12 protein-coding genes are annotated in these 13,367 nt (G+C 49.0%); 3 read left to right on the top strand and 9 right to left on the bottom strand.

Annotation, left to right across the window (positions count from 1 at the left end):
- Nucleotides 1-48: 48 nt before the first annotated feature.
- From CDA54_RS08035 to CDA54_RS08015, 5 genes are all read right to left on the bottom strand, one after another.
- A complete protein-coding gene (locus CDA54_RS08035; RefSeq protein WP_099034471.1) occupies nt 49-1,176 on the bottom strand; it encodes a beta-ketoacyl-ACP synthase III in 1,128 nt (375 codons plus the stop codon).
- A 105-nt stretch (nt 1,177-1,281) separates the two neighbouring features.
- Nucleotides 1,282-2,205 (bottom strand): hypothetical protein, encoded by a 924-nt coding sequence (locus tag CDA54_RS08030; protein WP_143452271.1) that lies wholly within the window; start codon nt 2,203-2,205, stop codon nt 1,282-1,284.
- A gap of 20 nt (nt 2,206-2,225) precedes the next feature.
- Nucleotides 2,226-2,876, bottom strand: coding sequence for a hypothetical protein (locus CDA54_RS08025; protein WP_099034469.1), 651 nt, complete (start codon nt 2,874-2,876; stop codon nt 2,226-2,228).
- A complete protein-coding gene (locus tag CDA54_RS08020) occupies nt 2,869-3,411 on the bottom strand; it encodes an RNA polymerase sigma factor (protein WP_099034468.1) in 543 nt (180 codons plus the stop codon). The genes CDA54_RS08025 and CDA54_RS08020 overlap by 8 nt, the downstream gene beginning before the upstream one ends.
- Nucleotides 3,412-4,066: 655 nt before the next feature.
- Entirely contained in the window at nt 4,067-4,972 is a 906-nt protein-coding gene (locus CDA54_RS08015; protein ID WP_099034467.1) for a hydrogen peroxide-inducible genes activator, read from the bottom strand.
- Nucleotides 4,973-5,174: 202 nt separating this feature from the next.
- On the opposite strand from CDA54_RS08015, the gene CDA54_RS08010 reads away from it, so the two are divergent.
- From CDA54_RS08010 to CDA54_RS08000, 3 genes are all read left to right on the top strand, one after another.
- Nucleotides 5,175-7,427, top strand: coding sequence for a TonB-dependent receptor (locus CDA54_RS08010; protein ID WP_099034466.1), 2,253 nt, complete (start codon nt 5,175-5,177; stop codon nt 7,425-7,427).
- Nucleotides 7,428-7,432: 5 nt separating this feature from the next.
- Nucleotides 7,433-8,398: an alpha/beta hydrolase gene (locus CDA54_RS08005; protein ID WP_099034465.1), complete on the top strand. Its 966-nt coding sequence runs from the start codon at nt 7,433-7,435 to the stop codon at nt 8,396-8,398.
- A 135-nt stretch (nt 8,399-8,533) separates the two neighbouring features.
- Nucleotides 8,534-9,571, top strand: coding sequence for a helix-turn-helix domain-containing protein (locus tag CDA54_RS08000; protein ID WP_180237150.1), 1,038 nt, complete (start codon nt 8,534-8,536; stop codon nt 9,569-9,571).
- Between the two features lie 49 nt (nt 9,572-9,620).
- Here CDA54_RS08000 and CDA54_RS07995 read toward each other — a convergent pair whose 3' ends face one another.
- From CDA54_RS07995 to pstB, 4 genes are all read right to left on the bottom strand, one after another.
- Nucleotides 9,621-10,886 (bottom strand): inorganic phosphate transporter, encoded by a 1,266-nt coding sequence (locus CDA54_RS07995; RefSeq protein WP_099034463.1) that lies wholly within the window; start codon nt 10,884-10,886, stop codon nt 9,621-9,623.
- Nucleotides 10,887-10,897: 11 nt separating this feature from the next.
- Nucleotides 10,898-11,575 (bottom strand): TIGR00153 family protein, encoded by a 678-nt coding sequence (locus CDA54_RS07990; protein WP_099034498.1) that lies wholly within the window; start codon nt 11,573-11,575, stop codon nt 10,898-10,900.
- A 113-nt stretch (nt 11,576-11,688) separates the two neighbouring features.
- A complete protein-coding gene (phoU, locus tag CDA54_RS07985; protein WP_099034462.1) occupies nt 11,689-12,411 on the bottom strand; it encodes a phosphate signaling complex protein PhoU in 723 nt (240 codons plus the stop codon).
- Between the two features lie 131 nt (nt 12,412-12,542).
- Nucleotides 12,543-13,355: a phosphate ABC transporter ATP-binding protein PstB gene (pstB, locus tag CDA54_RS07980; RefSeq protein WP_099034461.1), complete on the bottom strand. Its 813-nt coding sequence runs from the start codon at nt 13,353-13,355 to the stop codon at nt 12,543-12,545.
- Nucleotides 13,356-13,367: the final 12 nt, after the last annotated feature.

The following is a 13,367-nucleotide window of genomic DNA, read 5'->3' as shown; positions in this document are numbered from 1 at the left end:
GAGAGGTTCCGGGGCTGACACAAATTACCCGCCCCGGTATTCTTGTGCTTAGCGCTTTTTAATCACCAGAGAGCCAATGGAATAACCGGCACCAAAGGAGCACAGCACACCAATATCACCGGATTGCAGATCCTGATGATGCAGATTAAACGCTATCATCGAACCCGCTGAAGCCGTATTGGCGTATTCATCCAGCACAATGGGCGCTTCGTCAGCGCTGGCGTCACGACCCAACAGCTTCTTCACGATCAGCAGGTTCATATTGATATTGGCCTGGTGCAGCCACCAGCGCCGCACATCCGCAGTGGTGAAGCCATACTGGAGAAGATGCGCTTCTAAATGCGCGGCCGCCATGGGGCAGACCTCTTTGAATACACTGCGACCATTTTGATGAAACAGCTTATCCGGTGCATATGGATCCGTATCCTGCGCCCGGCTCATAAAGCCAAAGTTTGAACGGATATTATTAGAATATTTTGTCACAGCTTTGGTACCCAGAACTTCAAACTGATGTTCGCTGGTTGCAGTATCGGCCCCTTCGATCACCATGGCCGTGGCCACATCACCGAAAATAAAATGGCTGTCCCGGTCACAGTAATTCACCTGGGGGGATACCAGTTCCGGATTGATCACCAGTACCGCGCCCGCGCTACCGGCTTTGACCATCTCATAAGCCCGGTGCAATCCAAAAGTCGCCGCCGAACAGGCCACCAGCATATCGAAACCAAAGCCCTCAATACCCAGCGCATCCTGCACTTCTATGGCAATGGCCGGATAAGAACGTTGCGTATAGGCACAGGAGACAATCACTGCATCGATGTCAGATGCCTGCTTATTTGCCGCTTTAAGCGCTTTTTTCGCCGCAGCCAGGGCAATCTCAGCCTGCTGAGATAACTCGTCATCACTCCGCTCAGGAAAACGGGGCTTCATACGGTTGATATCAAGCACTCCCTCCTTGGCGTAAACATAGCGGCTTTTTATCCCTGAAGCCTTTTCGATAAATTCGACACTGGATTGGGGTTTGCCTGTTAGTTCCCCCTGATCAATTTCATGCTGATGTTGCTGATTGTACTGGTCGGCCCAGGCGTTATAACTTTCTACCAGTTCGGCATTAGTAATTTTGTATTCCGGGGTCCACAGACCACTGCCACTGATAACGACAGATTTTGAAGGCATATTGATTCCGATTAAGGACACTTTGCCCTAGCTTAACCAGTTACGCCTGTTTTGTCATGACAGGATGCCCCTGCTCCCGAATATAATCCGGACAGATATTCGTTTTCAGAACTGATAGGTGTTCACTTTGCCTAACAGCGTGTCTTTGTCCAGCCTGCCGGTAACACAGGCAGTAATATCCTGCTGACGGAAAATATAGATTTTATCCTGGCGATCACCACGCTCATCCTGTTGTACAAAATCTTTAAGTACAACGGAAACCGACTCATCCTCTGGCAACGATTTCAGGCCACTACCATACTTACACAGTGTATCGGCAAGGGTGTCTTCAAAGCGCGCCAGAAAGCTCTTGTACTGTTGTTGTCTGGCCTGACGCTTAAGTGCTATTTGCTGTCGCTTTTCCTGCTCCATTTTCTCGGCAGATGCGGTCAGCTTTTCTTTTTTCTGCTCCAGTTCACGCAGTTCTTTTCTCAATTCGGCACTCTGTTGTTCAATTTCTTTCAGGCGCTGCTCATCGGCATGGCGTTTTTCGAACCTCAGGTCCGTTAGCCTGCGTTCATTTTCCCGCATCTCCCAGGCCAGTTCACGAACCTCTGATTTAAGTCGCTGTGTTTTCTCGGCCACCTGCTGCCACACTTCTGAGGCCTGCTCCATAGCATATTCGATATTCTCTTCTATGGTCTGCTCATCGAAATCAAGGTTAATCTCAAAATCACCATTCTCGCCACCGGGTGAGGGTGGCATGGGCGGATTAGGTGCCAGCCCCTCAAATAACTCACCAAAATTAAAACGGAAAATACGGTTACCCCCAGCCGCAGCGATTTCAAACACCACACCGTATCCGTCAAGATAGGTGGCATCCAGATCGCGAACCTTTAATTTTTCGTCTTTACTGTTCTGCTCAAGAGCCGTCTGCATAATACTTTGCATAATTTCCAGTTCTTTATGCAGTTCCTGCATGTCCGTTGCTGCGCCCGCGCTGCCTGCTACCAGAGCGGATAAAGCCAGTGCAATCGTTGTCTTTTTCATCTTGTACACCTCATTCATTCTCAGTTATTCACTGATTTGGGTTCCAGACTCATTGGTACCGTAGTCTCATAAACCTGCTGCTGTATTTGATTTAACTGCCGCGCAAAATAAAGTTGATCATCACTGCGCTGCTCATTCACAAACTTAATTAACTCAGCAAAATCCTCTCGACGCTCGGTGCGGCTGGATGAGAGCAGATAATTAGTCAGTTGCATATTGGCCTGCTGCTGAGATTTCTCCAGTTCATTTACATATTGCGCCAGTTGCTGCTGTTGCTGTTGTTCAAAGTTCTCCAGCCGGGCTGCAACCTCATTGGCAATTTTTTGCTCGGTGCCCTGACCGGCAAAACTGATCATCACTCCCTGTTTATGCCATTGAATTTCCACCTGCAGCAGCACCATCACGATAGCCAGCATAGAGGTCGCAAATGACAAGGGTAGCCATCCCCGCCAGGGCTGAGAACGTTGTTGTCGATGTGCAACAGCACCGGGCTGCCAGGGTGGCACAGACTGAGGGCGATATTCACTGGCAGATTGTTTTATCTGCCGGGCAGTCGCTACACGTTGCGCCAGCTCATCGTCCTGCGCTAACAGCTGTTCGAACTGTTGTTGTTGCGCCGGATTAAGTCTTTCTTCCAGCCACAGCGCAAATAAATTTTCTTTGTCAGACATCGGTTACCTCCAGTAGCGTCTTCATTTTACCCAACGCGCTGTACAAACGAGATTTGATTGTATTCGCCGATACATCCAGCTGCTGTGCGATTTCCTCAAAGGTAAACTGACCGAAAAACTTGAGTTCAATAACGGCCTTTTGCTCCAGAGGCAAGGCCTGCATCGCGGCCACCAGTTCCTGGCTCTGAGTGTGCTCAAACGTCCATTGGCTTGCACAGGCACGGTCATCGATCATTTCTTCACCCTCATCAATATCCTGGTGATACCGTTTGCGCCGGTAAAACTCTACACAACGAAAGTGAGCTATACGAAACAACCAGCTCTTAAAACTCCCCTCTCCCCGGTAGCTGGCCAGGTTTCTGAATACAGAAAGAAACACTTCCTGCATCAGATCCATTGAATCATCGGCATTGCCGGTCATGCGCAGGCCATAGTTATAGATTGCCTGTTCATAGCGCTTGATCAGCTTAAGCCAGGCTTTATTATTGCCAGCCAGCGCCTTGTGAATCAGGCTGGCATCACTTTGTGAAAACATTTAGAGCACCTAATAGTTAGATAATAACCACCAGAGCCTGACTGAAATTCGCTCAGTCAAGGCGTGGCTGTGCAGGAATATCGGCCATATTTCAAACTGCCGCAACGCAGGATGAGCGAATTTCAGGCGGCTCCCGAAGGGCGGGGCTGAAATTTCCCCAGTCTGCCCCAGGCGTTTTAAGATTTAGGCCCACTAAACCCTAAAACGACCTGGATTGTCTGGAAAAATTTCAGTCTCCGCTGGTGTTCATTATCTAACCATTCGGCGCTCTAGGGCCGTTCCTTCTTGTTCTTATCGCGCTCTGATTATCGGCTTAGTTATAAAGTCGTTAGCTGCTGCAAAAAAGTTTGCCGGTTTTGAAAAAACTTTTTATTAAAAAATTAACCACAGAGACACAGAGGGCACAGAGGATTAGAACTCTTCTTATCTCTGTGGCCTTCGGGTCACCATTAAACTACTGGCGTTAAAAATCACTGCAGACTTTTTTTTCGCGTGGTAATTGGTAAAAAGCCTTCAACCACGAAAAACACTAAAAGCACGAACCTATTGCTATTTCTCGCAGAGCCGCAAAGGTCGCGGAGCCAATAGCCGGAAAACCTCTGTGCCCTCTGTGTCTCTGTGGTGAAAATCCGCTTTTAGTGTTTAAGAAACCCGTTCAGAGAGTTGGAATGGGCATCAGCGGCTGTAACAATTCGGCGAGACGCCGGAACAGCTTAACTCTGGTAGTACCGCTGCGCCAGACCAGACCTATTTCCCGGTAGGCTTTATCCTCTGCCGGAAATGAAACTAACTGACTATGAGAGAGGATATCGCTTTTTAAAGCCAACTCAGGCAAGAACGTCAGCCCCAGTTTACTGTTGGCCAGTTGAACCAGCGTAAACAGACTGCTTGCGGCCAGGGCACTCACCTGCTCTTTATGCTTTAGCCCACAAGCACTCACCGCATGACCGGTCATACAGTGTTCCTGCTGGAGCAGAAACACACTATTTTTGGGCAGCGCCGAATAATCCATAGGCATGGGCATTTGCTTCATCATTTCAGGATGGGCAACCAGATGAAATGGGTCATGACCAATCACCATCTGTTTACAACCTGGGGTGTCCATAGGCAATGCGAGAATTAACAGATCCAGCTCTCCACTAGTGAGCTCTTTAAGCAGATTAGAGGTGGTATTTTCCTGCAGTTGCAGGTTCAACTGGGGTAAAGACTGGCCTACCTTATCGATCAACCCTTCGAGTAAAAATGGCGCAATAGTGGGAATAATGCCCAGTTTGAGTTTACCAGCCTGCCAGTTCCCTGCGCTTTGTGCATACTCAACCAGTTCGTTGGCGCCGTTTAGCAAAATTTTGCTACGCTCCACCATCTCCAGACCCAGGGCAGTGAAGATAAAGGTTTTGTGATCCCGCTCCAGCAACTGACAGCCCAGTTGCTCCTCTAAGTTCTGGATTGCCGTACTTAAGGTAGACTGACTGACAAAACAGCGCTGCGCTGCGCGGTTAAAATGCTGTTCTTCATACAGAGTAACCAGATAATGCAGATGCTTAAGGTTGGGCCATTTCATTAACAGAAACTCCATTTTTAACGATTAGAAAACCCATTATCAATCAGTTTCACTAATATGGCCAGCGTTGATTGCAGCCGTAAACATCCTCATATGAGCTGTTTTACCCACCTAATTTGACTGGTTTTGTCCTTGTTGGCGGTTCAGCAACACGTATGATTCCTTACATCGATATAACAATCCGTTTACATAGAGAGAGCTTATGTTTGCTTTATCCATGCAAGAGCACAGGGTGTATCCCGTCGCTTTCAAACTAACTGCGCTGGCTTTAAGCCTCTGTTGCCATCAGGCAATAGCACAACAGCAACAAGACCAGGAGCTGCAGCGCAGTATTGAAGTCATTAATGTCACTGCCACCCGCCAGACCGAGAACCTTCAGGATGTACCCATTGCCATCACGGCCCTCTCAGCCAGCGAGCTGGAAAAGATGCAGATTATGGATCTCGGTGATCTGGAGTCCCATATTCCTAACTTAAATCTGCACGTTGGTGATGCCTCCAATGCGGTTATCTATATTCGTGGGGTCGGTCAGATAGATTCCATCTCTTTTAACGATCCCGGTGTCGGCGTTTATCTTGATGATGTCTATATGGGACGTGTGCAGGGCTCCTTTCTGGATGTCGTAGATCCTCAGCAAATAGAGGTTCTGCGTGGGCCCCAGGGCACATTGTATGGCCGCAATACCATCGGCGGTGCAGTAAAATTCACCAGTGCCAAACCAACCCAGGATACCGAAGGCTATGTTGGCCTTAACATTGGCAACTATAATCACCGGGGACTCAAAGCCAGTATCAGCGGCCCGTTAATGGAGAGTAAGCTGGCCGGGCGGTTTGCCATCGCCAAAACCGATCGCGATGGTTATGCCGACAATCTGTTTGACGAAAAAGAAGATTACGACAAGGACAGTCTTGCCTGGCGTGGCAGTCTCTTGTACACCCCGAGCGAGCAGTTTAATGCCTACCTGGTGATAGATGGCTCTGATAACAGCCCCGATCGCTCTCGAACGCCCCATCGAGAGACGCCCATTTATTCTGTTGTCAGTGATGACTACCGCCAACCCGGCAGCGATCCTTTCACGGTTAATGCCAATTATAACGATCTTGAGCAGCTTGAAACCCAGGGTGCAGCCCTGACGCTTGAGTATCAGGTCGGAAACATGACTCTGAAGTCCATCAGCGCTTACCGGGAAATGGAATACCGCACCCATCTGGATCTGGATGGCACCCCGGACAGTTCGTTTGGTATTTACAACTTCGAAGATCAACACCAGGTCAGTCAGGAACTACAGCTGTTGTATCGCACCGATAACCTTTCTCTGGTTTCAGGACTGTACTATTTCAGCGAAGATGATCTGACCTTTGGCGGTGCTGTTGCACCGGACTTTTTTGTGCCATTAGGTAATGATGTATTCCTGCCTTTTCCCGTAATCAATGCCGGAGAAAGGGACCAACAAAATAGCAGCCGGGCAATATATGCCAACCTCAGCATGGATCTGACCGATGCTCTGGGACTGACCCTTGGCGCACGCTATACCAAAGAGAAAAAACAGGTTATCAGCGCAGGTGAAGAGTTTGCCGGCACGGGCATCGACAGCGCAGAGCAAATGGAGGCTGTCTTCGGTACCGGAATCGGCTACGGTCAGACGGGTTTTAGTGCAGAACAACAATGGAGTAATTTCTCTCCCAAACTGGTTCTCGATTACAAGGCTTCAGCGGATACACTGCTCTATGCCAGTGCCAGCAAAGGCTTTAAAAGTGGTGGTTTTAATGGGCGGCTGACGTCATTTGCCCAGCCATTCGACCCGGAAACCCTCTGGAGCTATGAAATAGGTTCAAAATCCTTGCTCAATCAGCAAAACGTGCGACTGAATCTGGCCGCCTTTTACAATGATTACAAAAACTTCCAACTAAGCCGATTCTCCATCGATGCAGACACAGGCGCCTTTTTATCACTGTTTGAAAATGCCGGTAAAGCCACGATTTACGGCGGTGAAATGGAACTCAGTGCTGTTATCAGTGATGCACTGACGCTGAACCTGAATGCCGGCTATCTGGGCGGAGGCTATGACGAGCTCATCGGTGATTTTGAACAGGAAGTCAGTGATCAGCGCGAGCTGGTCAATGCCCCAAAGTGGAATGGTCGTGCGGCCCTCGAATATTGGTTCAACAGCGTCACCAGCGGCAGCCTGTCATTAAATGCTTCTGTCAGCTATCGCTCCAAAACCTATCTGACAGTAAGCAGCAGTGAAATTCTTGCTCAGGGTGGTTACTCACTGGTGGATGTATCACTGAATTACCTTTCTGACCAGGACTGGCAGGCCAGCCTCTACGTCAATAACCTTACCGATAAACGTTACCGTCACCATGCTTTTGATCTCAGCGCCTCTCCTGGCGTGCAACTAGGCTATTACGGGGCTCCCCGTACCTTTGGCATTAACTTTACCTACAGGTTCTGAAGCACATGATTGATAAAGATACCCAGGCGTTACTGGCACAGTTCAATCAGCAAACGCCGGATATTCAGCAGCCAGAAGCCGACGCTGAGAACGTAATCCTGAGCGCGCGGGACGGTGCCAGGGCGATGTTTCTCAACCTCGCCGGGATTATTGATAGCGATTGCCAGGTAAAAGAGCTGAACATAAACGGCCCGACTCAAAGCATCACCGCCCGGCTCTATCGCCCAGCGTTAACAACGCAAAAAAATATGCCGCTGGTGATGTTCCTGCATGGCGGAGGCTGGTCTTTAGGAGACCTGGACTGCTACGACGGCCTGATCAGAGAGCTATGCAGTCTCAGCGGCTGCCTCTTTATCAGTGTCGATTACCGTCTGGCACCGGAGCACAAATATCCGAAAGGACTCAACGATGCCACCGATGCCATGGAGTGGATATTTTCCAATGCAAAGCAGTTAGGGGCAGATAGCAAGCGTATCGCTATTATGGGAGACAGTGCCGGCGCCAACCTGGCCATTGCGGTCAGTCATCGGCTGCACAGCAAAACCTCAATACGATTGACGGCCATGTACCTGATTTACCCGGTAATGGATGTTCACAACCCCCATAAGACATATCCGTCGAGGATCACCTATGGTAACGGCGATTATCTGCTATCCAGAGATGCTATAGATGGCACCCGCGACTGGTATCTGGATGAAAACAGCCGCAGCGATAATCCGGAAGTTTCACCGGTTTTTCTGTCAAAACTCAGTCACCTGCCCGCTACATCGATCATAACTGCCGGTCTCGATCCCCTTCAGGACGAAGGCAAGGAGTTTGCAAACAGGCTCAGGGAGGATGGCGTGCTCAGTCGTTATCACTGTGAGGAAGGAACGATTCACGCGTTTTTGTCTTTTGGTGTATTACCCGTCGCCAGACAGACACGAGCCCTGCTCGCCAAACAATTACAAGAGGATCTGGATAACAGCTAAATGCCATCTGATTCAGGGCATTCACGGCCCTTAAACACACAGGGCCTGTACTTTAGTCAGATTGACCCGCCTGGCGCTTTGTGCTCTATTCTTGATCTACTTATTCTCAAGATTATGACAGGAGCGCATCAGTCTGTGACGAGCAAAACCTGTATCCCGTCCGGGAATATTGAGCTGATGCAAACCATGATGGCCTCGGTGGATGTTTCATTGGCACGCCTGATGCGGCAGTTGCATATTCAGACGGATGAGCCTGGACTGGAAATCATAGATTTCCTGAGACTTCAGGAAGCTTTTGCGCTGGAAGTTGGCGATGAGTCCTGGCATATGTCCAAGCGGCCTCTGTTACCCGGTACTAATGACTATGTGCTGGCAAGTCTGGGGCATTGCCAGCACCTGAATGACGCCCTGAAACAATTAGCCTTATCCTATAATGTGATTCACGGTGGTAATTACAATCAGGCAGAGTTATCAGAAAGGCACCTGGAATATATTATCGATGACAGAGAATTTCCCTATCTGTCTGATGCCAGATCTGAATACATCCAATTTAATCTGGAATCGGTATTGCTGTATGTGCACGGAATCATATGTGCTTTACTGCCCGATAAGCCCCATATTCCTCTGCTGAAGATCTATAGCCGGGCCCCTGCAACTAAACATACATTATTACAATCTGTTCTCAATGCCACCCCGATTAAATCTGAGGCCTCTTGTTACGCTCTGCGCTATGCCAATACTGTTGCCTCTGAGCCTCTTGACTGGCAGAGAATAGGTACTCTGACTTCAGCCAAAGTTTATAGTGAGTTACAACGAAGGATAATCGCGCCTTCAGGAGACCAGCAACATCAGGATTTTCTCGAAAAGGTCAGACAGGCAATTAATTCGGATTACCGTAGTCAGGATGCCGTAGCAGATTACTTAGGTTGCAGTGGCGCGACCCTCAGGCGCAAACTGGCAGAATACCAAACCAGCTTTCGGGCCGTAAAAGAGCAGGTGCTGGATCATCAGGCTAAAACGCTGCTGTCTGCGCAGTTAGCCATAGAGGATGTGGCACTGGCGCTGGGCTTTTCCGATGTACGGAGTTTTAACCGTGCTTTTAAAAGCTGGAACGGCCTGACACCAAAAGAATACAGCCTGACGAAAAGGAAAAATGCCAGTCAGCTAAGCTGACCGGCATCATATACAACGAGGTTATTCTGGGAACAGGTCAACTGGCCTCTCAGGCAAATATACCTTTGAGCATAAAGAAGAACATAATAGACAGTGCGGCACCGACCGGAAGCGTAACAACCCAGGAAATCACGATATTCCGCACCACACCAAGATTCAATGCAGCAATACCGCGTGCCATGCCCACACCCAGTACTGCACCCACCAGTGTCTGTGTGGTAGAAATAGGCAATCCGGTGCCGGAAGCGATGATGACTGTCGTTGCGGCGGCCAGCTCGGCGGCAAACCCGCGACTTGGCGTAAGGTGCGTAATGCCTTTACCAATAGTGGCCATTACCCTTGAGCCAAACAGTGCAAGCCCCATAACAATACCTACTGCACCCAGCGGCAGAATCCACCAGGCCAACGCCGCTTTACTGGCAATCTGACCATTGTTCTGCACCACGCTGACCACTGCGGCAAGAGGACCGATGGCATTGGCGACATCGTTTGAACCATGGGCAAAGGCCATACAGCAGGCGGTAACCACCATCAGAACAGCAAAGACTTTCTCCACGCTGGCAAATTGCATGCGGCGATTAGATAACTTGTCTGTTTTGATGCGATTGATAACAACCTTGCCGATCAAGCCGACCACTACGGCCAGAGCGATTGCCAGCATAAAACCTTCGGCGGTGCCCATTCCCAGGCCCACGTGTTTGAGGCCTTTTTTTATCGTCACCAGCGCCATCACGAACCCGGCTAATGCCATATAAAAAGGCACATAACGTTTAGCGCTGGCAAACGGATTGTCGGTGTCAAAGATCAGCCGCTGAGCACTCATAAAGATGATGTACGCTATAATCCCTGAAATTGCCGGCGTTACAACCCAGCTGCCGACAACACCAGCCACCTTCATCCACTCAACAGCCTCGGGGCTGACGCCTACAGCCGCAAAACCAACAATAGCGCCGATAATGGAATGAGTAGTGGAAACCGGCCAGCCCAACCAGGACGCGATAACCAGCCATATACCGGCAGCAAAAAGTGCGGCAATCATGCCATATACCAGCAGCTCCGGACTATCTACAAAATAAGCACTGTCAATAATGCCTTTACGAATGGTGGACGTCACCTCACCACCAGCCAGATAAGCCCCGGCGAACTCAAAAATCATGGCGATCAATATCGCCTGTTTAATCGTCAGTGCCTTGGAGCCAACGGAAGTGCCCATAGCATTGGCCACATCATTGGCACCAATACCCCAGGCCATTAAGAATCCCACTACCGCAGCAGTGATGATCAGTACAAAACCGTATGTTGTAAGTATATCCATCAATCAGGCCTTTACTTAGCTAGCATGAGTTCCAGGCGTGAACCAACACGCTCAGCGATATCGGCCAGGTCGCCGATCCATTCGATGATTTTATATAAAAACATCACGTCAACAGGATTGAGCTTGTCTTCCATCTTCCATAAGGATCGACGAACACTGATTTGAATCTTGTCCGTATCATCTTCAATCTGGTCCAGTTCGTTGATCATTTCCTCAACCACTTTTACTTCACGACCACGAAAACCGGTTTCCAGCAATTCGTCCAGTTCGTTGGTAACCTTTTTGGCCTGCTTTGTCGCATCCAGACAACGCTGTAAATACTTCAGAAAATCTTCCTGCATCGGCTCCGGGAGCTGAAGTTCACGTCCCAGCACCAAACCGGATATATCCCGGGCCCGGTTAGCAATTTTATCCTGAGTGGTTAGCAGATCGAGCAAATCCTGGCGCTGAATCGGCATAAATATACCGGCCGGCAGGTTCACACGTAGTTCATGTTTCAGTGCGTCAGCTTTGCGTTCAAGATGAGAGATATCGCCCTGACATTTCTCCGCTTGTTTCCAGTCGTTTTTGAATACCGCTTCAAAAAACGGCAAAAGACCCTGACTGCACTGATGTACGGTATTGATATGTTCTTCGAGAGGTTTTAACGGTGATTTGGCAAAAACCTCAAGGAATGCACTTGTAGACATAAATGACACAACATTAACCCTTTTTTGTGCGGCGCATAATACACCATAGTAGATGACAGAAATATTTCAGTTTGATGACAACCATATACCTAAGTAACATTTTAGTGTAGAGATTAACTCTGGCGAAGCTCTGCAAGTCGTTTCTGCAATTCTTCCCTGGAGATATGCCGGACATCCTTACCTTTAACCAGATAAATAATATACTCACATACATTCTTACACCTGTCTCCAACCCGCTCCAGGGCCCGCATTGCCCATAAGACTTCCAGCCACTGAGGTAACAGTTCCGTATCCTGCTGCATTTCGGTCACCGCCAGGGTCAGCAACTGCTTATATTGCTCATCAATTTCCTGATCGCCCATATGAATCTCTAATGCCGCTTCACCGTCGAGCCGGGCAAAAGCATTGAGCGTTTTCCTGAGCATTTCCATCACATGATTGCCGGTAGCAATCATGCCGTTCTTGATGTCCTGAGAAACAGGTAAGCTGCCCTTGATCAGCAGATTGGCGATGCGTTCAATATCATCTCCCATTCTTTCAAGGTCGGCGGTAGTTTTATTGATGGCCAGAACCAGTCGCAAATCACTGGCGGCGGGGTGACGTTTGGCAATAATCCGCGTGCATTCTTCATCGATCTGCACTTCCATGGTATTGAGCGTGAAATCATTGACAATGACCTTCTCTGCCAGGGCCATATGATTATCTCTCAGCGCAGCGATAGCATCACAAAGCTGCTGTTCAACCATGCCTCCCATGGTCAGTACGGAATTGCGCAGATTTTCCAGCTCTAGATTAAATCGACCGGAGATATGCGTATTGAGTTTAATTTCTTGCATAAGAAAATGCCTGACTCGCCATTTATAGCCCGGCGAATTTAACATATCGTTACTTATAAGGCCCGAAAAAGAATGATCGGTTAGGAGTGAGGGGTTAAGCGTGAGGACTCCTCACCCCTGACTCCTCTTTCTTACCCATATCTGCCCGTTATATATTCTTCGGTTTGCTGTTGTCTTGGACGAGTAAATAATTGATTAGTATCGGAATATTCAATCAGATGCCCTTCGTGTAAAAAGGCAGTGAAGTCGGAGACTCTGGCTGCCTGTTGCATATTATGGGTCACCACCAGCACCGTATATTTTTCCTTGAGCTGGTAGATCAGCTCCTCAATGGTCAGGGTCGAGATCGGATCCAGTGCCGAAGTCGGCTCATCCAGCAACAGGATTTCCGGCTGCAGAATGATTGCTCTGGCAATCACCAGCCGCTGTTGCTGACCACCGGAGAGGGTCAGTGCCGAGTCAAACAACCGGTCTCGGACTTCCTTCCACAGCGCCACATCAATCAGCGCCTGCTCTACCGCATTGTCCAGTGTCCGCCGGTCCCGAATCCCCTGTATTTTCAGACCATAAACCAGATTGTCATAGATGGACATCGGAAAGGGGTTTGGCCGCTGAAACACCATACCTACCTGAGTTCGTAATACAGCCACATCCTGCCTGCGATGGTAAATATTCTTACCGTTAATCAACACTTCGCCCTCTACATGGCACCCTGGCGTCAGATCATTAAGGCGGTTAAAGCATCCCAGCAACGTAGACTTGCCGCAGCCACTGGGACCAATCAATGAGGTAATCTGACACTTTGGAACACGCATATTGATATTATGCAGGGCCCGGGTCTGACCAAAGGTTAAAGTCAGCCCCACCACATCAATGGCTACCTGATCAGCAGGCAGGTTATCGAGACTGACCTGTGGTTTTACCAAATCGAAATAATCAAACATTCAATACTCTCT

The sequence above is a fragment of the Lacimicrobium alkaliphilum genome, from assembly GCF_002591895.1.
GTDB lineage: Bacteria > Pseudomonadota > Gammaproteobacteria > Enterobacterales > Alteromonadaceae > Lacimicrobium > Lacimicrobium alkaliphilum.
This window is presented reverse-complemented; position numbering and strand designations above follow the sequence as displayed.

Coding starts and splice junctions, on each gene's coding strand:
- CDA54_RS08035 (WP_099034471.1), bottom strand. CDS start 1,176: ATGCCTTCAAAATCTGTCGTTATCAGTGGCAGTGGTCTGTGGACCCCG.
- CDA54_RS08030 (WP_143452271.1), bottom strand. CDS start 2,205: ATGAAAAAGACAACGATTGCACTGGCTTTATCCGCTCTGGTAGCAGGC.
- CDA54_RS08025 (WP_099034469.1), bottom strand. CDS start 2,876: ATGTCTGACAAAGAAAATTTATTTGCGCTGTGGCTGGAAGAAAGACTT.
- CDA54_RS08020 (WP_099034468.1), bottom strand. CDS start 3,411: ATGTTTTCACAAAGTGATGCCAGCCTGATTCACAAGGCGCTGGCTGGC.
- CDA54_RS08015 (WP_099034467.1), bottom strand. CDS start 4,972: ATGAAATGGCCCAACCTTAAGCATCTGCATTATCTGGTTACTCTGTAT.
- CDA54_RS08010 (WP_099034466.1), top strand. CDS start 5,175: ATGTTTGCTTTATCCATGCAAGAGCACAGGGTGTATCCCGTCGCTTTC.
- CDA54_RS08005 (WP_099034465.1), top strand. CDS start 7,433: ATGATTGATAAAGATACCCAGGCGTTACTGGCACAGTTCAATCAGCAA.
- CDA54_RS07995 (WP_099034463.1), bottom strand. CDS start 10,886: ATGGATATACTTACAACATACGGTTTTGTACTGATCATCACTGCTGCG.
- CDA54_RS07990 (WP_099034498.1), bottom strand. CDS start 11,575: ATGTCTACAAGTGCATTCCTTGAGGTTTTTGCCAAATCACCGTTAAAA.
- phoU (WP_099034462.1), bottom strand. CDS start 12,411: ATGCAAGAAATTAAACTCAATACGCATATCTCCGGTCGATTTAATCTA.
- pstB (WP_099034461.1), bottom strand. CDS start 13,355: ATGTTTGATTATTTCGATTTGGTAAAACCACAGGTCAGTCTCGATAAC.